The sequence below is a fragment of the Kushneria sp. Sum13 genome (assembly GCF_052692355.1).
The window spans coordinates 3,444,182-3,465,446 of record NZ_CP199847.1 but is presented as its reverse complement, the minus strand read 5'-3'; the positions used below and the strand labels follow the sequence as shown (position 1 = coordinate 3,465,446).

Here is a 21,265-nt window from a genome sequence, read left to right as displayed (position 1 = left end):
TTCAGAAAAGAGGCGACGCTTCAGGCACCGCTGGCAAAGGGCATCAGCCCCCCATCAGCGGGTCCCTGATCCCCAGCGCGTAGCAGGCCACAAGCCCTATGATGCCGGTGAAGAGCACGTAGTAGAGGGTGGGCCAGATCGTCTTGCGCAGGGTGATCCCTTCACGGCCGATCAGCCCGACCGTGGCCGATGCCGCCACGATATTATGGATCGCGATCATGTTGCCGGCTGCAGCACCGACCGCCTGAATGGCCACAATGAACGCCCCGGAAATGCCCAGCGTTTCGGCCACGCCAAACTGGAACTGGCTGAACATCATGTTGCTCACGGTATTGGAGCCGGCCAGAAAGGCCCCCATTGCGCCAACGGTCGGCGCCAGAAGCGGGTAGACGCCACCGACGCTGTCGGCCACATAGCGCGCCATCGCAATGGGCATGCTGGGCAGGTCTGCAGCGTTGATGCCCGAGTTGATCAGAATGCGCACCATTGGCACCGTGAACAGCAGCACAAAGCCGGCCTTGAGCAGTACCTGGCTGGACTCGCCGATGGCCGCACCGAGTGCGTTCAGGCGCATGCGATGAAGTCCCACGGTAAGAAGGGCCACGAAGACCAGAATGCCACCGGGCAGAAACAGCGGTTCGATGCTGGCACTGATGCCGTCTTCGCCCAGAATATGGGTCATGCCAAAGCTCAGCGATTTCAGCGCCGCCGTCACCTCGGGGAAGACCCGGCTGATGACCAGCAAAAGCCCCACCAGCACGTAGGGCAGCCAGGCAAGCCACTGGCTCATGGGGCGGGCGGTGAGCTCGTCGATTCTGACCTGCAGCGTGCCGACCCACTCGGCCGGCCAGTCGTGGCGCTCGGCAAAGTCCCAGGTGCTTTTGGGGGTCAAAAAGCGAAGGCGAGCGGCGGTCACGACAATGACCAGGCCAACAAGACCGCCCAGCAGGGAAGGAAATTCCGGACCGAGCAAAACGCCGGTAATGACGTAGGGCACGGTGAGCGCAAGCCCTGCAAACAGCGCAAAGGGCAGGATTTCAAAGCCGGCCTTCCAGCTTTTTTTCTCGCCGAAAAAGCGCGTCAGCATCACGACCATGATCAATGGCATGACGGTGCCGACGATGGCATGGGTGATCGCGGTGCCATTGGTGATCTGCTGCAGGAAAATCTCCCAGCTGGAGCCACGTGCGATGAGCTGATCTGTCAGGGCCACGTTGTCCAGTCCGGTGGTCACGCCGATCACGATCGGGGTGCCCACAGCGCCAAAGGAGACCGGTGTGCTTTGCACCAGCATCCCCATCAGCACGGCTGCCATGGCCGGAAAACCCACAGCGACCAGTAGCGGCGCAGCAATGGCGGCCGTGGTGCCGAAGCCGGAAGCCCCTTCAATGAAGCTGCCAAACAGCCAGGCAATGATGATGGCCTGCACGCGTCGATCCGGGCTGATGGTGGTAAAGCCGGCATGAATTGCCCGGATCGCGCCCGAGTGTTGCAGCGTATTGAGCAGCAGGATCGCCCCGAAAATGATCCAGAGAACGCCAATGGTGATGATCAATCCCTGTAGTGTGGAGGCCAGTATGCGTTCAAGACTCATGTTCCACCCAAACAGCGCAATCAGCACGCTGAGCAGGTAGACCACCGGCATGGCACGACTGGCCGGCCAGCGCAAACCGATAAGTAAAAGTCCGGCAACGAGGATGGGCGTAATGGCGAGCAGGGCAAGCAGACCGGATGTCATGTTAAACCCCTCTCAGTGATCAAGGGCAGGATGTGAATGAAATGGCGGGACTGATACGTGGCGGGTCATGGGCATGGCTCCACGGTATTATTGGACTTGTCAGTAAATTGGTAAGACCAATTTAGAGGATATTAATACTCGGCCAGTGGAGATTAATGGGCTTTGATCACAAGGGTCAACGAAATTGGATTGATACTTTGGTTCATGGTAGTTGCTCTGCCGCTACAGAATCGGGCTTAATATAAAATTGGTAAGACCAATTTTGGAGGGCGTATGGAAGTCGGTCAGGTTCGCCACCGCAGGCTGGCGGATGGCATTGTCGAGCAGCTGCAGTCAATGATTCTGGAAGGCACGCTCAAGCCGGGCGAGCGGCTACCGGCAGAGCGCGCACTGGCCGAGCAGTTCGGCGTTTCCCGGCCTTCGCTGAGAGAGGCCATTCAGCGTCTGACGGCCAATGGTCTGCTCAGCAGCCGGCAGGGCGGCGGCACCTATGTGACCCCTTCACTGGGGGCGAGCTTCAGTGACCCGTTACTGCACTTGCTGGAAAACAGCCCCGACGCCCAGCGCGACCTCCTCGAATTCCGTCATACGCTGGAAGGTGCCTGTGCGTTTTACGCCGCCCAGCGGGCCACCGAGCCGGATCGTGAGCGACTGCAGCTCGCCTTTGACCGGTTACAGCACTGCTATCAGAACGTAAGCCCTGCCACGCAGGCCGAAGAGGGGGCAGCGGACGCAGGGTTTCATCTGGCCATTGCCGAAGCCAGCCATAATGGCGTGCTGTTACACACGATCCGCGGGCTGTTTGATCTGCTCAAGCGCAACGTCGTGACCAATATTGGCGGCATGTATGCCCAGCGCGTCGAGACCCGAGAGATTCTCACCGAGCAGCATCGTGAGCTGTTCGAGGCGATCATGCATCGCCAGCCCGAGGCAGCCCGCGAGATCGCTCAACGCCATATCCATTATGTGCAGGAAGTGCTGTCGGACGTGCATGCCGAACAGCAGCGCATGGCGCGCGCCCGGCGACGACGCTGACCCGGCGCCTGGCCCATTTGCCGGGCGGAAACCATAAAAAAGGCGACCCCAGGGGGTCGCCTTTCTCATGGCGGATAACGTTTTGAAGGCTGCCCGTTTCAGCCGTGCCAGCCGCTTGCCTGTGCAACGACCAACAGCACCACGGCAATCAGCACCCAGAGCCCGAACAGCGGCAGAAAAAAGCGTACCCATTTCTGCCAGGGCACACCGGCGAGTGCCAGCGTGGCCATGAAATAGCCCGAGGTCGGGTAGAGAATATTGCCGATGCCATCGCCCAGCTGATAGGCCAGTACGGCCGTCTGGCGGGTGACGCCCACCACGTCGGCCAGCGGCGCCATGATCGGCATGGTGACCAGCGCCTGGCCGCTGCCCGAGGGCACCACGAAATTGAAGCCAAGCTGCGCGATATACATGCCCAGCGCCGACAGCGCCGTGGGCAGTCCGCCAACCAGATGGCCAAGCGCGTGGACCATGGTGTCGAGCACCTGACCGTCCTCGAGCACTACAGCGACGGCCCGAGCAATGCCGGCGATCATGGCGCCCATCAGTACATCGCGAAAGCCCTCGTTGAAGCCCTCGCAGATCTCGTCGACCTTGAGTCCGGCAACCAGACCGGCGGCAATGCCCATGACGATAAAGAGTCCGGCCATTTCCGACATGAACCAGCCGCGTCCGAGCACGCCATACACCAGCACGCCAAACAGGGCGAGGGTGACGACAATGCAGAGCTTCTGGCGGATGGTGGCGGGGGCCGTGACGTCGTTGAGGGCGTGCTGATAGCGCGCGCGCTTTTGCTGCTCATCGAGCTCGTCATGGACCAGGCTTGCCTCGGGGTTGTCACGCACGCCCTTTGCATAGCGAATGACCCAGAACACCGCAACGGCCAGCATGGCGATCAGCGCGACCAGACGCAGGCCATATCCGGAGTAGAGCGGCAGGCTGGAAAGCTGCTGCGCCAGCCCCGTGTTGATCGGGTTGATGACGCCGGCGGCAAATCCGGCCGTGGTGGCGCACAGCGCGATGGCGGCGGCAGTCACCGAGTCAAAGCGCAGCGCAATCAATAGCGGCAGGATCACCGGCACATACACCAGCGACAGCTCCTGGGTGCCAATGATGGTGGCCAGCCCGCCGAACAAAACCATCAGCACCGGAATGACCCACAGGCTGCGCCCGGCAAAGTGGCGGGTCAGGTGATCCACTCCCAGCTCGATGATGCCGGTGCGCCTGAGCACGGCAAACATGCCGCCGATCAGCAGGGTGAAAAACACCACCTCGCCGGCGCCGAGCAGCCCGCGCGGAATGGACAGCAAAAGCTCGGTCGGCCCGGCAGGGCTGGGCGTCACCCAGTGAAAGGAGGCCGCATCGATGGTGGTGCGGCCATTGGGGCCGGGCACGGTGTCGTAGGCGCCGGCCGGAATCAGCCAGGTGGCCAGACCCGCCAGCAGGATAAAGATGAAAAGAATGGCGTAAATATGCGGAATCTGAAACGAACGTTTCTTTGGCGGACGAACCGATGCGGGTCGGGAAGGCGCTTGTGGCATGGTGAATGACTCGTTGTTCTTGGTTGGGCGTCAGGGCAGCCCCTGTGGCTGCCTGAGTCCCGATAGTTTCACAACTGGCCATCAGACGAAAGTCGGCGGCAAATGGGGGGGCAGCCCGTCATGCCGTCTACAGCAGGAAATTGATACCAATGACCAGCAGCAGCCCGGCAAACAGGCGCTTCAACAGCGTTGGTGACAGGCGATGTGCCAGGCGCACGCCAATGCGCGCAGACAGCATGCTGGTCAGGGCAATGCCCACCATGCCCGGTAGATAGACATAGCCGATGCTCCAGGCGGGCAGATCATCATGGCCGTGACCAAACCACATAAAGGACAGCGCGCCGGCAATGGCGATCGGTAGACCGCAGGCCGCCGAGGTGCCGACGGCCTGCTGGGCCGGCAGGTTGCGCCATAAAAGAAACGGTACCGTCAGCGAGCCGCCACCGATGCCAAAGATGGCCGAGGCCCAGCCGATGATCGTGCCGCCACCGATCAGCCAGGGTTTGCCCGGCGGTCGATAGTCGGTGCCGCCGCCTTTGGGACGCAGGTTGAAGGCAATCTGGATCGCCATGGCGATGGCAAACACGCCGATCACCGTCTGCAGGTCATTGCCCGGAATCCACGACGCGGTCAGGGCGCCCAGCGCGCAACCGCCCACGATACCGATGCTCATCCAGCCCACCAGCGGCCAGCGCGTGGCGCCCATACGGTGATGACCATGAATCGAGTTAAGCGAGGTGAAGACGATGGTGGCCAGTGATGTCCCGACGGCCAGATGGGTCATGACCGCGGGATCAACGCCCTGCAGGGTAAAGCTGTAAATCATGACCGGCACGATGATCAGGCCGCCGCCGACCCCGAAAAGCCCCGCCAGAATGCCGGCCACGACGCCAAGTGCGAGATAAAGAAGAAAGATCATGCGAAGTCCAGGGTCATTGGGAGACCAGTGTCATTGGAAATCCAGCGTCATCGTGCGATGGAGGCCGGTCAGGCATCGGCCGGGAATGTCGACAAGCATAGTGCCTGGAGAGGCGATGCTGTAGTGATCACGGCTCGCTCCCCTGAACCCTCTATGCTCAAGGGGGCGTGACGACATTGGCGCGATGAGTCTGTCGCGTCCACAGTAAGATTAATCCATATCTATCTTTTTCATGTGCGCGCCGGCAAAACCGCCCTGCACGGCGGTCGACCTGCGCCCTCGGCATCGGTTGGCGACACATGGCGTGTGACGTTTTATATCAAGGAAATGTGTGTTGATGAGCAAAAGACAGGTTGCCAATCCCGAACGAGAAGAAGGGTTTGCCCCGCTGGGTGATTACGCCGCCATCGGCGAGGGCCGCTCGGTGGCGCTGATTGCGCTGGATGGTGCCATTGACTGGTGGTGTGCGCCGAGCATGGATTCACCGCCGCTGTTTGATCGTCTGCTCGAGCCTGAGGTGGGCGGTTACTTCTCGCTAACCCCGCGTGATGAGTACCGCGTCGAGCGACAATATCGCAAAAACAGCAACGTGCTGGAGACCACTTTTATTACCAGTGGCGGCAAGGCCCGCGTCACCGAGTCGATCAACAGCAACACCGCCGGGCGGCTGCCCTGGTGTGAGCTGGCGCGACGTGTGGAAGGGCTTGAGGGCGAGGTCACGTTTGAGATCTGTTTTCATGCCGGCACCCGCACCGAAACGGTCAGCCCCTGGCTGCAGACGACGCCCATGGGTCGGGTCTACAACATTGGCCATCTGATGGCGATGCTGCGCTGCTCCGAGGACGTGGAGATCAGCGAATGCTGCGACCGATACACTCGGGGCACGCTTACCACGCGTGAAGGTGAACGCTCGATGGTGGCGCTGCTGGCGACCGAGGGCCAGCCGCTGGCGGTGCCCTCGATCGAGAGCATCGATGGGCGTATCGAGGTCAGCGATTTTGCCTGGCGCGACTGGATCGAAAAGCTCGAGTTTCACGGCGAATATCCCGAGTGGGTCTATCGCTCGGCGCTGGCGCTCAAGTTTCTGCTCTACTCCCCCAGCGGCGCCATTGCTGCGGCCGCGACCACTTCACTGCCCGAGCGCCTTGGCGGTGACAAGAACTATGACTACCGCTACGCCTGGGTGCGCGATGCCTGCCTGATGATCAAGGCGTTTGTGCATGCCGGCGCCATCGAGGAGTCTCAGGCGGCCTTTTCATGGCTGACCCAGACGATCCGTCGCCACGGGCCCGATATGCGGGTGTGCTACACGCTCACGGGCGATCTGATCCCGGCCGAGACGTATCCGCCGGTGACCGGCTACAAGCATTCGCAGCCGGTGCGGGTGGGTAACAACGCCCGCGATCAGATCCAGCTGGGCATGTATGGCGACATGCTCGCCACGGCGGCGCTGTTTATTGATGCCGGCCACATCATCGATATCGATACCGCCCGGCTGCTGGGCGATCTGGCCAACCAGTGCGCCGATCGCTGGCGGGTGCGCGATGCCGGCATCTGGGAGCTGCCCGGTGACTACAGACACTACACGCACTCCAAGATGGCCTGCTGGCTGGCGCTGACGCATGCGGTACAGCTGGCCGAAGAGGGCCACATCGAAGCCACCTGGAAAACACGCTGGGAGCGGGAGCGAAACCGCATCGCCGAGTGGATCGAGACGCACTGCTGGTCCGAGGCCCGCGGGGCCTATGTCTTTTACGAAGGTGTGGAAGGGCTGGACGCGGCGCTGTGTCTGACCCACCGCTTTGGCGCCGAGGTCAATCGCGAGCGCATGCTCTCGACCTATCGCGCCATCCGTCAGGAACTGGGCCGTGGCTCACTGATCTATCGCTACTCCGGTGCTCATGAAGAAGAGGGCGCTTTTGTCGCCTGCTCCTTCTGGATGGTCGAGGCGCTGGCGGCGCTGGGGGAAAAGGAAGAAGCCCGCACGCTGATGGATGAGGCGCTCGAGGCCACCAACGGCAACCTGGGGCTTTTGACCGAGATGGTCGACCCCTCGACTGGCGAGCACCTGGGCAATGTGCCTCAGGGGCTCAGTCACCTGGCCCAGATCTGCGCGGCCAATGCGCTCTCCGGTCGCACGCTGGAGGATGCGCACTACTAGATGTGCACTTCTGGATTTGCGCCCCTGGGTTTGCACTACTGAATGCACACTACGGGTGAGGCCATGACCGAGTGCGTGAGCGGCGACAGGTCGGGTCCGCGGTGCCATCATGGCCATGAATAACAACAGCCACTCAATCAGAAGGAAAGGGGACATGCTCAAGAAGGGCGTTTTGTGTGCGACCTGCGGCGTACAGTATGACGAGACGGGCCAGACACCCGATCGGTGTCCGGTCTGTGCCGACGAGCGTCAATATGTGCCGGCCAGTGGCCAGCGCTGGACCACCCCCGAGGCACTTGCCGCGCAGCATGCCAACGAGTTCGAGCCGCTTACACCTGAGCTTTTCAGCCTTCGCAGCACGCCGAAATTCGGCATCGGTCAGCGTGCACTGCTGCTGCAGACGCCCCACGGCAACGTGCTGTGGGACTGCATCAGCCTGCTCGATGACGCCACGTTCCAGCAGATCCAAGCGCTTGGCGGCCTGACCGCCATTGCCATCTCCCATCCGCATTACTACAGCACCATCGCCAGCTGGGCCGAGGCCTTCGACTGCCCGGTGCATGTGCATGAGGATGACCGCCAGTGGATCATGCAGCCCTCGTCACGGCTGTCGTTCTGGCAGGGAGATCGTCTCGATCTTTTGCCGGGGGTAGCCCTGCACCGGCTGGGTGGTCACTTCCCGGGGGCAAGCGTGCTGCACTACCCGGCGCAGAAGCTGCTGCTGGGCGGCGATACGCTGCTGGTCACCCCGGACGGGCTGGCCTCGTTCATGTGGTCCTATCCCAACAACATTCCGCTGCCGGCGACCACGGTCAGGGCCATGGGCGAGGCTCTGGAGTCGCTTGATTTTGACGCGCTCTACTGTGCCTTCAAGGACAGCGAAATTCCTTCGGGCGCCGGGCCGGCCGTCAGATATTCGGTCGAGCGCTACTGTCGCGCGCTCGAGTCGTGCCAGATGCCGGGTCCGCGCTGACAGGCAGTAACGCCCCTCGGTTGCCTCAACCGCGGGGCGTTGTGACCTGAAGCCGGATTACTTCTGCGGCTGGACGCGGATCAGCGCACCATCGCTCTGGTCGGTCAATAGCCACAGGGCGCCGTCCGGCCCCTGATCGACATCGCGCACCCGACCCAGGTTTTCAAGATAGCGCGCCTCGCCGGTGACGCGTCCATCCTCCAGCGTCAGTCGGACAATGCCGCCCGGGTTGAGCGAGGCGATCAGGATGTTGTTCCGCCAGTCGTCAAACAGCGCACCGGTATAAAACGTCATGTCACCGGGGGCGATGACCGGATCCCAGTAATAGACCGGCTGCTCCATACCCTCCTTGTGGGTGATGCCCTGGCCGATGGCGGCCCCGGAGTAGTCCTCGCCGTAGGTGATCACCGGCCAGCCGTAGTTGAGCCCCGGTTCCGGGCGGTTGAGTTCATCGCCGCCTTTTGGGCCGTGCTCGATGGTCCAGAGCTCGCCGGTGTCCGGGTGTCGGGTGGCACCCTGCACATTGCGATGGCCATAGGACCAGATCTCGCCTCGAGCCTCGTCGCGCCGGGTGAAGGGATTGTCGTCGGGAATTGAGCCGTCGGCGTTGATTCTGACCACCTTGCCGATGGTGTTGTCCAGCGTCTGGGACAGCTGGCGCGGCTCGACCAGTGAGCGCTCGCCGACCGTGATCCAGAGTGTGCCATCGGTGCCCCACACCAGCCGTGAGCCAAAGTGTTTGGTGGAATCCCAGGCCGGCTGCTGGCGGAAGATGGTTTCCACTTCCGTCAGGCGGGTGGCGTCCTCGCTGAGCCTGCCACGCGCCACGGCGGTAGCGTTCTGGTCGGCCGTGCCCTGCTCGCGGGGGCGCGGCTCGGCGTAGCTCAGATAGACCCACCGCTCGATGTCAAAATCCGGGCCGAGACTGACATCCAGCAAACCGCCCTGGCCGCGGGCATCGACGTTGGGGACACCTTCGATCGGTTCCGACACGTCACCTTCCGGGGTAATGAGGCGCAGCCGGCCCGGGCGCTCTGTCACCAGCAGGTCGCCATCGGGCAGAAAGGCGAGCCCCCAGGGGTGTTCAAGGCCGTCGGCGACGGTTTTGGACTCGAGCTTTAGAGTCTCCTGCAGCTGCGGTGCGCGGGTCTGGCCCTCGAAGGCCGGCGTCTGTGAGGGGGCATTGGGCGGGCCGGTCGGCACCGGTTCGGCCATGACGGGCGCAGACAGGATCAACAGGGCGAACAGGGGTGATATTGACGACGCGACACGCATGGGCACTCTCCCGGCAGGCTGAATCGATACTTGTGGATCGATTCAGCCTCGCATGCCGGGCGTGCTGATGCCCGGCCCCTTCAGCTTTGGCTCAAGCCGAAGAGGCGCCTATCAGACGAAGGCGACTAAAGCGTGCCGTCCGCGATTGCCCGCGCCATGGTGGGCGCCAGTGGCAGGCGGGGCAGCAGGGTCGCCTGGTAGGCGTGATAGAGATCCGGCTTGCCGGACCACACGGTGGCGGAGGGGCGATTGTGGCGGTCGAGCTCCTGATGCCAGCTGCCCTGCTCGCGGTCGATCATGAAACGATCGATATAGTCCCAGAACCGGCGATACCAGCGCTCGTAATCGTCGTGGCCCGTCCGCTTGAGCAGCATGGCCGCGGTCGACGCGGCCTCGGCCACTACCCAGTGCATGCGCTCATGCACCACCGGATGGTTGTCCCAGTCATGGGTGTAGATCAGTCCGGGCTCGCCATCGACGTGCCAGGCCAGTTCGGTGGCATGATCAAACAGGCCGCGGGCATCCTCGACCAGCCAGCCCGGTGCCTGATCGCCATCGCGCAGCAGGCTGCCTTCCAGATGCAGCATCAACCGCGCCCACTCGAAGGCATGGCCAGGCGTTGCACCGTAGGGGCGAAACGGATCACCGGGCTTGTCCTGGTTGTAATCGCGCCACTCCTGCCAGTCGCTGTCGAAATGCTCGACCACGCGATAGTCGTTGGGTCGGGCGTGGGCGTGGATGATCTTCTCGACAATCGACAGGGCGCGCCGACGCCATTTGGGGGCATCAAGCACATCGGCAAGCTGCAAAAAGGCCTCGGTGGCGTGCATGTTGCTGTTGCCACCACGGTAGGCTTCATCCTCACGCCAGTCGCGGGAAAAGCCCTCTCGCAGCCGGCCTTCGCTTTCGTCCCAGAAGTGCGTCTCTAAAACGTCGGTGATGTCTTCCAGCAGCGCCCCGGCGTCTTCGTGGCCGGCCTGCCAGGCACTGGCCGCAGCCAGCGCCACAAAGGCGTGGATATAAGCCTGCTTGGTTTGCGTCTCGCCGTCGCGCGGCAACTCACCGTACCAGCCGCCGTGCTCGTCATCGCGCAGCGCACCCTGCAGGGCGGCCACGCCATGCGCCACCAGCAGCGCCGCGCCGGGCTCACCGCGCATGGCCGCCAGCGCGAAGCAGTGGGTCATGCGGGCGGTGATCATGGTGTCGGGATGGGCATCGTCAGGCAGTCGGCCCTGGTCATCCAGCGCGGCGAAACCGCATTCGGGATGACGCGAGGCCCGGTAGAAGGCCAGCAGCCGCTGGCCTTCCGTCTCGAGCCAATGGTGATGCGCCGGGCGGTCGAGCCAGCTGTCATGACGCGAGGGGAGATAGGGTGTGGTGCCGGGCATAGGGGTCATGGCCTCCTTCATCCGTGATATGGGCATGCCGATGATGGCCTTCGGTGCAGGATAGGTCAGTATGCTTTCCCTGCCCTCCGATGACCTTCCGTGTCGCTTGTTTGACATCCTGATACGCGTATTATCGAGCGGCAAGCTCTCTCAACATAACAGGTCGTGTCGGCATCATGTCTCCTGAACTCTTCTGGGCCTTTCTGGCCGCCTCGATCCTGATCAGCATCACGCCCGGGGCGGGTGCCATCAACACCATGTCCAACGGTATGCGCTATGGGCTCAAGCGCACCCTGCCGGCGATTCTGGGGCTGCAGGTCGGGCTGGGCGTGCAGATTCTGGTCGTGGGCGCGGGTTTGGGGGCGCTTTTGGCGTCTTCTGAACTGGCTTTCGCGCTGATCAAGTGGGTCGGGGTGGTCTATCTGATCTATCTGGGCATCAGCAAGTGGCGAGAGAAGACCGTCGATATCGAGGCTGCCTCGACGGGCGCGCCTCACGAAGGCGCGGCACGACGATTCTGGAAAAGCGTGCTGGTCAATGTGACCAACCCCAAGGCCACGATTTTCATGATTGCGCTGCTGCCGCAGTTTCTCGACCCGGCGCTGTCGCGCGTCACGCAGTTTACGGTGATGGGCGTGACCATGATCGGCATCGATATTCTGGTCATGTGCGGCTTTGCAGGTCTTGCGACCCTGGTCGCCCGCTGGCTACGCTCACCGCGCCAGCAGCGTCTGCTCAATCGCCTGTTTGGCGGGCTGTTTGTTTTTGTCGCCGGGCTTCTGGCCACCTGGCGGGCCTGACGATGGTCGAGCCATGAATGAAAAACGCCCTGTCGATAATCCGGCAGGGCGTTTTTGTGTCAGCCAGCTACGTACGGGTATGGTGGAGCGTGCGTGCCAGCGCCTTTTTACGTTTGAGCCGGCTCGAGACCATCGGGCCAAACAGGGACAGCAGGGTCAGAGCGAAAAACACCAGCGCGATCGGGCGGGTAAACATCAAAAGCCAGTTCCCGTTGTACATCGCCACGCTCTGCCCGAGGCGCTGCTCGACCATCACCCCCAGCACCAGGCCGATGGCCAGTGACACGACCGAGAAGCCGTAGCGCTGCATTAAAAAGCCGATGGCCCCGAAGGCAACCGCTACATAGACATCAAACACCGATTGTCGAATGGCATAGGCGCCGATAATCGAAAATAGAAATACCAGCGGCCAGAGGATCGGTACCGGGATCTGCGTAATGCGGGCGTAGAATCTGGCACCACCAAGTCCGATGACCAGAAACAGCAGATTGCCCACCAACAGCGCTGCAAAGAGCGCACTGAGCAGATTGCCCTGCTCGTTGAAAAGCGTCGGCCCCGGCTGCACACCCTGTGCCAGAAGGCCCGCCAAAATGATGGCAGCGGTAGGGCTGCCCGGAATACCGAGTGCCAGGGTTGGTACCAGTGAGCCGCCCACTGCCGAGTTGTTAGCCGCTTCCGAGGCTGCAATGCCTTCGATGGCACCCTTGCCGAACGCATCCTTGTTTTTGGAGGTTCGACGTGCCTCGTTATAGCTGATCATCGACGCGATGGTGGCCCCTTCGGCCGGCAGTACGCCGATAAAGGTGCCGATGCCGGTAGCGCGCAGCACGGTATTTTTGATCTGGCGAATATCGGCCCATGTCGGCAGGCGTGCGGCCTTCATGCCCAGCACCTCCCGCTTGAGGCCAAGCTCGGTCGACTGCCTTAGAAACTCGGCAATGCCGAAAAGTCCGATCATGACCGGCACGAAGCCGATACCGTCATACAGGGCACTGGTGCCAAAGGTGTAGCGCTCGGTGCCGGTCATCATGTGGACCCCGACGGTCGACAGCAGCACGCCAAAGGCCCCGGCAATCAGGTTTTTGGCCGCCGAGCCGCCGCCGATGGTGGCCAGCATGGAGAGACCAAAGATGGACAGCGCGAAATATTCGGGTGGGCCGAACTCGTAGGCAATGCCGGCCAGCATGGGGGCGGCAAACAGCAGAAAGATCACGCTGACCACGCCGCCAAAGCAGGAGGAGAGGGTGGCAATCCCGATGGCTCGGCCGGCTTCTCCCCTTTTGGCCAGCGGATAGCCATCCAGACAGGTCGTGGCAGAGGCGGAAGTGCCGGGGGTGTTGATCAATATCGCCGTGATACAGCCGGCAAAGGTTGAAGAGCCGTAGATGGTGGCCAGCACCACGACCGCCGAGACCGGATCCATGGTCAGCGTGAAGGGCAGTGCCAGCGCCGCCCCGGTGGTGCCACTCAGGCCCGGCAGCACGCCAATGATGGTCCCTGCCAGGGTCGTGACCACAATCAGCAGCAGAAGCGACGGATCGGCAAGGGCAGAAAGCCCGGACATCAGAAGATCGGTCATGGTATCAGCGCCATTCGTAGTAGAGGTTCAAAAGCGGGCTGCGCGGAAATCTGATCTCAAGGCCGATATCGAACAGCACAATGGCGATCAGCGGGGACAGGGCCAGCGCGATCAGTACCAGTACGCGTCGCTCCCCCCATAAAAGGGCGGTCCCCACCGTGACGGCAATCAGCGCGATTAAAAACAGGTTTGAAGCGACCAGTGCCGAAAAGATCACCAGCAGTAGCGTGGTGGAAAACAGAACCCGCGGCAGGGTGTCGCCCGATGCGGGGGGCTTTCTGAGGTCGTGAATAAAAGCGATAACGGCAAGGATCAGGATCAGTGCCGTCACCAGGCGCGGGAAGGTGGCCGGCTGAAGACCGCGCGCCAGAATGGCCGGCACCGACTTGAAGGTATAGGTCTGTACAAAGGCCAGAATGGCGAGCAGTCCCACCGCCAGTAAGGGCCCTGAGTGACGAACAAGGCGAGAAGGTTGCATAAAATGGCCCCGGTCGATGGAAAAGGGCTTTGATCGGCTGTCCTGCACGACCGGCGGACCGGTCGTGCCAGCGTTGATCAAAGGGTTATTCGATATATCCCAGCTCGACAAGTGCGGCATTCATGTTCTTTACGGCCGCATTCATCTGCTCGCCCCAGACCTCGTAATCGGCCACGGAGGTTTCCGGGCTCAGGCCCATCGCCGAGGTCAGGAAGTTGCCGAACTGGTCGCCCTGCATGCCTTCCATCAGCGTGGTCCGCAGCTTGTCCACCACTTCGGGCGGGGTGCCTTCGGCCACGGCAAAACCGCGTACGGTGGAGTAGTCGGCATCGATGCCCAGGTCGGCCGTGGTTTCCACATCCGGTGCGCTTGCAAGGCGCGTGTCGGCCATGACGATCATGGGGCAGATTTTCCCGGCATCGATCTGTGCGGCGGCTTCACCGTAGTTGAGGACCGCCACGTCGACATTGCCGCCGATCAGGTTGGTTTCGAGATCACCGCCGCCTTCAAACGGCACGATCTGTGGCTGCTGAATGCCGGCCGCCTTGCCAAACATGAACGCCGAGACATCATCGATATTGGCCACATGCGTGACGCCATAGCGCAGTGGCTTTTCCTTCTGGGCCTCGATAAAGGCCTGTGCATCCTCGAATTTGCCACAGGCGGTCATCAGTACCTGCGGGTCGTTGGTCGCACGAGCAATCGGAATCAGCCCTTCTGCCGTGGTCGCGCCATTCTTGGCCTGCTGTACGGCGTGTCCGGTCGTCCAGGTCAGCAGCGTATAGCCGTCATTGGGACGGTCCTCGAGATATTTAAGCGAGACCACGCCGGCGCCTCCCGGACGATTGACCACGATCATGTCGGTACCCATGATCGGCTCGACGGCACGGACCATGGCGCGGGCGGTCAGGTCCGTGCCGCCACCGGCGCCGGAGTGAGTGACCACTTCGATGGTTTTGCTGGGAAACTCTGCGGCCTGCCCCTGTGTGGTCAGACCCAATGCGACCAGCCCGGCCGCCAGTACTGAAATTTTCATGTGATTCTCCCGGTTAGCGTCACTGCGTTTTAACGCGTCGCCTGGTCAGTCACTGTCTCTTCAGGCAGACACGGTGTTCGAATATCTGGCAGTCCGGCTCAGGTCACTGTCTGCTGCAGACGAGAAGCCATGCGGGCTGCCAGCAGCAGGGCCTGACGCGAAGCGCCGATATCGGCGATACCACGGCCTGCGATGTCATAGGCGGTGCCATGGGCCGGCGTGCAGACCGGGAATGGAAAACCGCCCAGCATCGTGACGCCGCTGTCAAAGCCCATCAGTTTCATCGCGATCTGCCCCTGGTCGTGGTACATGGTCAGCACCGCGTGATAGCCCTCGCGAGGGGCGCGCAGAAAAACCGTATCTGCCGGAAAGGGCCCTTCGACGGCCCAGCCGTTGTCGCGGGCGCGCGCCACGGCCGGTTCGATGATCTCGATCTCTTCCCGACCGAAGTTGCCACCATCGCCGGCATGCGGGTTAAGACCTGCCACCGCAATGCGCGGGGTTTCGATGCCCGACTGCTCCAGACACTGCTGAGTCAGGGCGATCTCTTCGAGAATGGCGTTTTCATTGAGCGAAGCAGCGACCTGCGACAGCGGAATGTGCGAGGTCACCCGCGCGTTCCAGATGTTGTCCAGAATGTTGAACTCGCGCGCCTTGCCCTTGAAGCCGATGGCCCGTGCCACGAAACGAATTTCATCGTCGTAGTCAGGATTGGCGTAGCGCATCGCCTGCTTGTTGAACGGGGTGAAGCAGACCGCTTCCACGTGACCCTCATTGGCCAGCGCCAGTGCTTCGTTGAAATTACGTGAACAGAACGTGCCGCCTGCCAGTGAGGGTACGCCGCGTTCGATTTCATCAGGGGATAGATGGCCGAGATCGATAAAGGCGGCCTGATCCGGTGCGCCGGCTTTCAGACCCTTGAGGGTAGTGTCGGCCAGGTCGGGGGAAAGCCCTGCGGAGCGGGCGCCTTCATCGAACACGCGGCGGTCCCCGATAATCACGAGCCTTGCGGCAGCATTCACCTGTGGATCTGCGGCCAGTCGGGCTGTCAGCTCCGGACTGATGCCGGCCGGGTCTCCCATGGCAAGTGCAATCAAGGGGCGATGGGTTCCAGAAGAAGACGTACTGGTTGTCATGTGATGTCTCACCTTTCAAGAACAGGAAGTGTGGCTTGACGATGAGAGTGCGCCTTAATGCATAATGTATACATTATACGTTGGTCCCAAAGTTGGCGTTACGACCTTACCCATAAGTCCTGGAGCATCTCCTGCTATTGCCTGAAATGATGCTTCACAACGCTGTCATATAGCCGGGCATGCTGTTGTGATGACCTGCCAGGCGATACAAAGGGTCCGGGCCAATATTGATTCAGCTTCAGGGCAAAAGGACATGACATGACAAGGACACAGGGCCTGAGTGAGGCTGCCGGCACCATTTCCCGGCATTCGCTGCATGATGCGATTACCAATCGCCTGCGCGACATGATTATTGAAGGCGAGCTGGAGCAGGGCGCGCGAATTTATGAAGGGCCGCTGTGCGAAACGCTGGGCGTATCGCGCACGCCGCTGCGTGAAGCGCTGCGTTTTCTGGCAAGCGAAGGGCTGGTCGAGCTGGTGCCGCAACGCGGGGCGCGTGTGCGTCAGTTTTCAGCGCGCGATATCGAGGACATGCTGGTGTTGATTCGCTCGCTGGAGGAGCTGGCGGCAAGAATCGCCTGTGACCGTGCCAGCGATGACGAGATCAAGGAGGTAAGACGACTGCACGATCAAATGGTGGCGTACTATCACTCGGGCAACCGGCTCGATTATTACAAGACCAACCAGCAGATCCACACAGCCATCGTGGCATTGGCCCACAATGAGCCGCTGGCGCAGGTGCACACCTCGTTGCAGTCAAAACTCAAGCGTATCCGGTTTATCGGACATGATGGCCCCGAGAAATGGGCATCCGCGGTGCATGAGCACGAGATGATCATGGCAGCGCTCGAGCGTCGCGATGCCGAGACGCTGGTGGCCGCATTGGGTGAGCATCTGGGCTATGCCTGGCAGCGGGTCAGGCACATGGTGTGAGTCATGCCTGCGAGCTACGCGGCAGGCTCGTCTCTCTCCGTGGCAGATAGTGCACGTGCAGGTGGCCATGATGCGGTGAGCGTTCAATGACGGTGTCCACACCATACACATCGAGAATGCGCTCGGGAGTGAGTACTGACTCCGGCGTGCCCGCGGCTGCTACGCGGCCTTCCTTCAAAAGCACCAGCTGATCGCAGAACATCGCGGCGAGATTGAGATCATGTAGCGCCATCACGCAGGTGGTGGAAAGACGCCGGACCAGCGCGAGGATTTCCAGCTGGTGCTGAATGTCCAGATGGTTGGTGGGTTCGTCCAGCAAAAGCTCGCGAGGGCGCTGGGCCAGCGCCCTCGCGATATGGACGCGCTGACGTTCACCGCCGGAGAGCGTATGCCAGCTCTGGTAGCGTCGGCTCTCCATGCTGACCTGGACCAGGGCCTGTTCGACGGCGTTGCTGTCTTCTTCACGCCAGCCGCTGAGCATCGAGCGCCACGGGGTGCGCCCCAGCCGGACCACATCCAGCACCGTCACGTCGGCATCGGTGGTGGCGTTTTGCTCGACCAGTGCCAGCCGCCGGGCCACGTCGCGACGGTTCAACTGCTCAAGCGGGGCATCATCAAACGTCACGACGCCTCTGGTGACGCGCCGCAGGCCGCATAACAGACGCAAAAGCGACGACTTTCCCGAGCCGTTGGGTCCGAGCAGCCCGACCGTATCGCCGGGCGTGATGGCAAGGCTCACGTCATCGACAATCAGGCGGCCGGCCGTGGACCAGCTGACCGCGTGGGCCTGTATCGACATGCTATGCCTCTCCGGGTAAGTAAGTGGTCACTTTCGTCACAGGGGCGGCCGGGCGCGATAGAGGATCATGGCGAAGACCGGCGCACCAACCAGCGCGGTGACCACGCCGATGGGCAGGCTCTGGTGAGGCAGAATCACCCGCGAGACGATGTCGGCCAGCACCATGAAGATCGCCCCGATCAGCAGCGACGCCGGCAGCAGACGCACATGCGCCGTGCCGACCATAAAGCGTGCGGCGTGAGGAATGACCAGCCCGACAAAGCCGATGGCCCCGACCATGCTGACCATGGTGGCCGTCATCAGCGCGGTAACGGCAAACAGGATCAGGCGGACGGCGCCGACCGGGATGCCCAGGGCCGCGGCGGCGTCCTGACCAAAGGTAAAGGCATCCAGCGCCCGGGCAAACAGCAGGCAGATCGCAAAGCCCGGCAGCACCACCGCCAGTGCCAGCGTTACCTCCGGCCAGCGTACCCCGCCCAGATTGCCCAACAGCCAGAACATGATGCCGCGCACCTGCTCGGCGCTTGCCGAGGTGCTGATCACCCAGGCCGTCAGCGCGTTGAACAGCTGCGAGCCGGCAACGCCGGCCAAAATGATGCGATTGGGGCTGGTTGATGCGCCGCGGGACAGCGCCAGCACGACCGCAAAGGCGCCCAGCGCGCCCAGAAAGGCCCCCAGCGACAGCCCCATCGCGCCGCCGCCCACACCAAGCACCATGATGCACACCGCCCCGGTGGAGGCGCCCGCTGAAATGCCCAGCACATAGGGTTCAGCCAGCGGATTGCGCAGCAGCGCCTGCAGGATGGCGCCACACAGCGCCAGCCCCGCGCCGCAGCAGGCGGCCACCAGTGCCCGGCTCAGACGATATTCGCGAATGATGCTTTCATGGATGCGATCAAGTGGGTACTCACTGACCCCGAGGGCGTTGCCCAGTGCCTTGAAGGTCGTGGCCAGTGGAATGTGGATCTCGCCGATCGAGACCGCCAGCGCCATCGACAGTACCAGCACCATCAGGGCCAGTACGATCAGCCCCAGGTGCAGCCCCTGACGATGTCGGGCGCCAGCGAAACGGCCCTGCATGGGACTCATGGCGTCTCATCCGGTGCGGAGGCACCGGTTGGCCTCAGCCTGCTCAGGGCGTTGGCCACTACCTCGAGACCCTCCAGGGTGCGCAGGGTCGGGTTCATCGCCTGGGCATCCAGCACGATAAAGTGGTGCTCTCGCACCGCGCGCATCTCGCGGGTGACCGGGTCATGCTCGAGAAAGTCGATCTTTTGAGCCACGTCATCGGCCGGGAAGTTGCGCCGCGTCATCCGGCCCAGCACGATTACATCCGGGTCGGCTGCCGCGATGCGCTCCCAGCTCACCGCCGGCCACTCCTCCTGGCTTTTGATGATGTTGTGCACCCCCAGTTTTTTCATGATGTAGCCCGGCGCCCCGAACTGTCCGGCCACCCAGGCATCGCCTGAAAGTTCGGCGCTGGAAAACCACCACACCATGGAGAGATCCCCTGGCATGCCGGCACCGGCGGCCGCGGCGCGGGCCTCGCGCGCGCGCAGCGCATCGACCAGATCAACACCGCGCTGCGAGACGTTGAAAATCTCCGCCAGTTCCTGAATTTCCCGATATACCAGTGACATGTCGAACGCCCGGGTGCGGGCGCCATCAGGGTTGGTGTCTCCGCCATAAAGGCGTCCCACGCAGTCGGTGGGAGAGAGATAGGTCGGCACGCCCAGTGACGCAAACTGCTCGCGGCTGGCAATGCGACCCCGGGGGCCGACATCGGTTTCAAACTGCGCTGCGACCAGGTCGGGGTTTTGTCCCAGCACGCTTTCAAGGCCTGGAATGCCGCTGGAGAGTCGCGGCACACGGTCGTTGGAAGCCTTCAGGTTCTCCGGCACGTCGCCGATCCATACGGCGCTGGCGGCCATGCGATCGGCCAGGCCCAGCGAGAGCAGTATTTCAGTGGTGTTCTGGCCGATGCTGACCGCCCGCTGCGGCGGGGCCTCAAGGGTGATCTGGGTGCCGCAGTTGTCCAGCGTCACGGGATAGTGGTCACCGGCGTCGGCGGCCGCTGCCTGAAGGGCCGGCAGCATGAGCAAAAGCGACAGGGCACACAGGGGCAGACGTGAAAGCGCAAGGGGCATCAGAAGGACCGGTGAAAGGACAGTGGATCAAGGCATGAACATACCCGACGAATCCGGCGGACAAAAGCGAGCAGGATTCAGTCGGGCATGTCGCATCATTCATGCAGGGTCAGGCCGGACAGGTTCAGGCCGCGGCTCGCTCCTGGCGCAGGGACAGTACCAGCATGCACAGCGTGATCGCCGAGCACGCCGCCATTGCCAGCACCACCGCCGTGACCGAGGTCGGCAGGCGTGAGGACAGCGCGCTGACAATGCCGGCGATGCCGAACTGCGAGGCGCCCAGCAGCGCCGCTGCCGTACCACTGTTAACGCCGAAGTACTCGATAAAGGTGGCCTGGATGTTGGGCGCAATGGCACCGACCATGCCGATGCTGACCATCATCGCCGGCAAAAAGACATAAAGCCCGGCATCGAAGACGCTGGCCAGTATCAGCACGACAATCGCTGCAGCCTGAATGCAGGTGGCGCCGCGTAGAATGCGCCGCGAGCCGAAGCGCTCCAGCAGGGAGCGATTGGTCAGATTCGCGATCAGCATGACGATCACGTTGGCCCCGAACAGCAGCCCGAAGGTGTGTTCATTGGCGCCGAAATGGGTCTGATAGACGAAGGAGGCGTGGGTCACAAAGATCATCAGCACCGAAAACGAGGCGGCCTGCCAGAACAGAAAGGGCAGGGCCTGGCGGGTCGCCAGCACCTGAGCGTAGCGCTTCAGGATGTTGACCTTCGGACCCGGTGCTCCCTTTGGCGCCGCGCCGGCCTTTTTGAAGGCCACCAGCTTCAGCAGCGGAATGACTAGCAGGGCATAGAGCGCCAGAAACAAAAAGATGAACGACCAGCCGCCCAGGCTCAGCAGCAGCCCGCCCACGGTGGGCGCGATGCCGGGGGCGACCACCATGATCAGACCGATCAGGCTGAAAAGGCGCGCGGCCTCGACACCCTGCACGCGGTCGCGCACCAGCGCTGGTACCGACACCAGCGTCCAGCCGGCGGCAAAGGCCTGCAGGGCGCGAAAGGCCAGCAGGCTTTCAAGCTGCTCGCTCTGCCAGATCAGAAGACTGGCCACGCTGTAGAGGATCAGCCCGGAGAACATGATTTTTTGACGCCCGAGCTGGTCGGACAGCGGCCCGCCAATGAGCTGACCGATCGACATCGTGAAGATATAAACCGAGACGCTCAGGGAGACATCGCTGATCGACACGCCCAGCGATTCGGCCATGGCGGGGAAGGCGGGCAGATAGGCGTCAAGCGAGAAGGGGCCGATGGCGGCCGTCAGCGCCAGCACCACGGCCAGCGAGAGGTGAGAAGGGGTTCTGGATGCCATGAAGCG

General features: G+C 62.4%; 18 protein-coding genes. 5 read left to right on the top strand and 13 right to left on the bottom strand.

The annotated features are described in order from the left end of the window. Positions 1-43: 43 nt before the first annotated feature. Positions 44-1,738, bottom strand: coding sequence for an L-lactate permease (locus ACUN8C_RS16010; RefSeq protein WP_445620152.1), 1,695 nt, complete (start codon positions 1,736-1,738; stop codon positions 44-46). Positions 1,739-2,011: 273 nt separating this feature from the next. Here ACUN8C_RS16010 and ACUN8C_RS16005 point away from each other — a divergent pair, with 273 nt between their 5' ends. Continuing rightward, entirely contained in the window at positions 2,012-2,773 is a 762-nt protein-coding gene (locus ACUN8C_RS16005; protein WP_445620151.1) for a GntR family transcriptional regulator, read from the top strand. A 98-nt stretch (positions 2,774-2,871) separates the two neighbouring features. Here the strand turns inward: ACUN8C_RS16005 and ACUN8C_RS16000 are convergent, their stop codons facing one another. Then, positions 2,872-4,314: a YfcC family protein gene (locus ACUN8C_RS16000; RefSeq protein WP_445620150.1), complete on the bottom strand. Its 1,443-nt coding sequence runs from the start codon at positions 4,312-4,314 to the stop codon at positions 2,872-2,874. Positions 4,315-4,441: 127 nt separating this feature from the next. Continuing rightward, complete coding sequence (locus tag ACUN8C_RS15995; protein WP_445620149.1) at positions 4,442-5,233, bottom strand: sulfite exporter TauE/SafE family protein; 792 nt, start codon at positions 5,231-5,233, stop codon at positions 4,442-4,444. A gap of 337 nt (positions 5,234-5,570) precedes the next feature. On the opposite strand from ACUN8C_RS15995, the gene ACUN8C_RS15990 reads away from it, so the two are divergent. Together ACUN8C_RS15990 and ACUN8C_RS15985 are read left to right on the top strand one after the other, a co-directional pair. Further along, positions 5,571-7,394 carry a glycoside hydrolase family 15 protein gene (locus ACUN8C_RS15990; RefSeq protein ID WP_445620148.1) on the top strand — a complete coding sequence of 608 codons (1,824 nt, stop codon included), beginning with the start codon at positions 5,571-5,573 and terminating at the stop codon, positions 7,392-7,394. Positions 7,395-7,548: 154 nt separating this feature from the next. Next, positions 7,549-8,367 carry an MBL fold metallo-hydrolase gene (locus ACUN8C_RS15985; protein WP_445620147.1) on the top strand — a complete coding sequence of 273 codons (819 nt, stop codon included), beginning with the start codon at positions 7,549-7,551 and terminating at the stop codon, positions 8,365-8,367. Positions 8,368-8,424: 57 nt separating this feature from the next. Here the strand turns inward: ACUN8C_RS15985 and ACUN8C_RS15980 are convergent, their stop codons facing one another. Both ACUN8C_RS15980 and ACUN8C_RS15975 read right to left on the bottom strand, forming a co-directional pair. Next, positions 8,425-9,642, bottom strand: coding sequence for a PQQ-dependent sugar dehydrogenase (locus ACUN8C_RS15980; protein ID WP_445620146.1), 1,218 nt, complete (start codon positions 9,640-9,642; stop codon positions 8,425-8,427). Positions 9,643-9,767: 125 nt separating this feature from the next. Then, the gene (locus ACUN8C_RS15975; RefSeq protein WP_445620145.1) at positions 9,768-11,039 is read right to left on the bottom strand and encodes a D-mannose isomerase; all 1,272 of its coding nucleotides are present in this window, start codon (positions 11,037-11,039) and stop codon (positions 9,768-9,770) included. 167 nt (positions 11,040-11,206) lie between these two features. On the opposite strand from ACUN8C_RS15975, the gene rhtB reads away from it, so the two are divergent. Continuing rightward, positions 11,207-11,830 carry a homoserine/homoserine lactone efflux protein gene (rhtB, locus tag ACUN8C_RS15970; protein ID WP_445620144.1) on the top strand — a complete coding sequence of 208 codons (624 nt, stop codon included), beginning with the start codon at positions 11,207-11,209 and terminating at the stop codon, positions 11,828-11,830. A gap of 67 nt (positions 11,831-11,897) precedes the next feature. Here the strand turns inward: rhtB and ACUN8C_RS15965 are convergent, their stop codons facing one another. From ACUN8C_RS15965 to ACUN8C_RS15950, 4 genes are all read right to left on the bottom strand, one after another. Continuing rightward, positions 11,898-13,409 (bottom strand): tripartite tricarboxylate transporter permease, encoded by a 1,512-nt coding sequence (locus ACUN8C_RS15965; RefSeq protein ID WP_445620143.1) that lies wholly within the window; start codon positions 13,407-13,409, stop codon positions 11,898-11,900. A 4-nt stretch (positions 13,410-13,413) separates the two neighbouring features. Next, positions 13,414-13,887, bottom strand: a complete 474-nt coding sequence (locus tag ACUN8C_RS15960) for a tripartite tricarboxylate transporter TctB family protein (protein ID WP_445620142.1) — start codon at positions 13,885-13,887, stop codon at positions 13,414-13,416. A gap of 85 nt (positions 13,888-13,972) precedes the next feature. Beyond that, positions 13,973-14,923 carry a Bug family tripartite tricarboxylate transporter substrate binding protein gene (locus ACUN8C_RS15955; RefSeq protein WP_445620141.1) on the bottom strand — a complete coding sequence of 317 codons (951 nt, stop codon included), beginning with the start codon at positions 14,921-14,923 and terminating at the stop codon, positions 13,973-13,975. A 98-nt stretch (positions 14,924-15,021) separates the two neighbouring features. Continuing rightward, positions 15,022-16,059: a 4-hydroxythreonine-4-phosphate dehydrogenase PdxA gene (locus ACUN8C_RS15950; RefSeq protein WP_445620140.1), complete on the bottom strand. Its 1,038-nt coding sequence runs from the start codon at positions 16,057-16,059 to the stop codon at positions 15,022-15,024. A gap of 258 nt (positions 16,060-16,317) precedes the next feature. Here ACUN8C_RS15950 and ACUN8C_RS15945 point away from each other — a divergent pair, with 258 nt between their 5' ends. Continuing rightward, on the top strand, positions 16,318-16,992 hold the full coding sequence (locus tag ACUN8C_RS15945) for a GntR family transcriptional regulator (RefSeq protein WP_445620139.1): 675 nt from the start codon (positions 16,318-16,320) through the stop codon (positions 16,990-16,992). A 1-nt stretch (position 16,993) separates the two neighbouring features. On the opposite strand, the gene ACUN8C_RS15940 is transcribed toward ACUN8C_RS15945, so the two are convergent. From ACUN8C_RS15940 to ACUN8C_RS15925, 4 genes are all read right to left on the bottom strand, one after another. After that, on the bottom strand, positions 16,994-17,791 hold the full coding sequence (locus tag ACUN8C_RS15940) for an ABC transporter ATP-binding protein (protein ID WP_445620138.1): 798 nt from the start codon (positions 17,789-17,791) through the stop codon (positions 16,994-16,996). A gap of 36 nt (positions 17,792-17,827) precedes the next feature. Beyond that, on the bottom strand, positions 17,828-18,871 hold the full coding sequence (locus tag ACUN8C_RS15935; protein WP_108841385.1) for a FecCD family ABC transporter permease: 1,044 nt from the start codon (positions 18,869-18,871) through the stop codon (positions 17,828-17,830). Positions 18,872-18,876: 5 nt separating this feature from the next. Next, positions 18,877-19,938 (bottom strand): ABC transporter substrate-binding protein, encoded by a 1,062-nt coding sequence (locus ACUN8C_RS15930; protein WP_445620137.1) that lies wholly within the window; start codon positions 19,936-19,938, stop codon positions 18,877-18,879. Positions 19,939-20,062: 124 nt separating this feature from the next. Continuing rightward, complete coding sequence (locus ACUN8C_RS15925; protein WP_445620136.1) at positions 20,063-21,259, bottom strand: Bcr/CflA family efflux MFS transporter; 1,197 nt, start codon at positions 21,257-21,259, stop codon at positions 20,063-20,065. Between the last annotated feature and the right edge of the window lie 6 nt (positions 21,260-21,265).

Coding starts and splice junctions, on each gene's coding strand:
- ACUN8C_RS15990 (WP_445620148.1), top strand. CDS start 5,571: ATGAGCAAAAGACAGGTTGCCAATCCCGAACGAGAAGAAGGGTTTGCC.
- rhtB (WP_445620144.1), top strand. CDS start 11,207: ATGTCTCCTGAACTCTTCTGGGCCTTTCTGGCCGCCTCGATCCTGATC.
- ACUN8C_RS16005 (WP_445620151.1), top strand. CDS start 2,012: ATGGAAGTCGGTCAGGTTCGCCACCGCAGGCTGGCGGATGGCATTGTC.
- ACUN8C_RS15940 (WP_445620138.1), bottom strand. CDS start 17,791: ATGTCGATACAGGCCCACGCGGTCAGCTGGTCCACGGCCGGCCGCCTG.
- ACUN8C_RS15975 (WP_445620145.1), bottom strand. CDS start 11,039: ATGACCCCTATGCCCGGCACCACACCCTATCTCCCCTCGCGTCATGAC.
- ACUN8C_RS15935 (WP_108841385.1), bottom strand. CDS start 18,871: ATGCAGGGCCGTTTCGCTGGCGCCCGACATCGTCAGGGGCTGCACCTG.
- ACUN8C_RS15985 (WP_445620147.1), top strand. CDS start 7,549: ATGCTCAAGAAGGGCGTTTTGTGTGCGACCTGCGGCGTACAGTATGAC.
- ACUN8C_RS15925 (WP_445620136.1), bottom strand. CDS start 21,259: ATGGCATCCAGAACCCCTTCTCACCTCTCGCTGGCCGTGGTGCTGGCG.
- ACUN8C_RS15960 (WP_445620142.1), bottom strand. CDS start 13,887: ATGCAACCTTCTCGCCTTGTTCGTCACTCAGGGCCCTTACTGGCGGTG.
- ACUN8C_RS15945 (WP_445620139.1), top strand. CDS start 16,318: ATGACAAGGACACAGGGCCTGAGTGAGGCTGCCGGCACCATTTCCCGG.
- ACUN8C_RS15980 (WP_445620146.1), bottom strand. CDS start 9,642: ATGCGTGTCGCGTCGTCAATATCACCCCTGTTCGCCCTGTTGATCCTG.
- ACUN8C_RS15995 (WP_445620149.1), bottom strand. CDS start 5,233: ATGATCTTTCTTCTTTATCTCGCACTTGGCGTCGTGGCCGGCATTCTG.
- ACUN8C_RS15955 (WP_445620141.1), bottom strand. CDS start 14,923: ATGAAAATTTCAGTACTGGCGGCCGGGCTGGTCGCATTGGGTCTGACC.
- ACUN8C_RS16010 (WP_445620152.1), bottom strand. CDS start 1,738: ATGACATCCGGTCTGCTTGCCCTGCTCGCCATTACGCCCATCCTCGTT.
- ACUN8C_RS16000 (WP_445620150.1), bottom strand. CDS start 4,314: ATGCCACAAGCGCCTTCCCGACCCGCATCGGTTCGTCCGCCAAAGAAA.
- ACUN8C_RS15965 (WP_445620143.1), bottom strand. CDS start 13,409: ATGACCGATCTTCTGATGTCCGGGCTTTCTGCCCTTGCCGATCCGTCG.
- ACUN8C_RS15930 (WP_445620137.1), bottom strand. CDS start 19,938: ATGCCCCTTGCGCTTTCACGTCTGCCCCTGTGTGCCCTGTCGCTTTTG.
- ACUN8C_RS15950 (WP_445620140.1), bottom strand. CDS start 16,059: ATGACAACCAGTACGTCTTCTTCTGGAACCCATCGCCCCTTGATTGCA.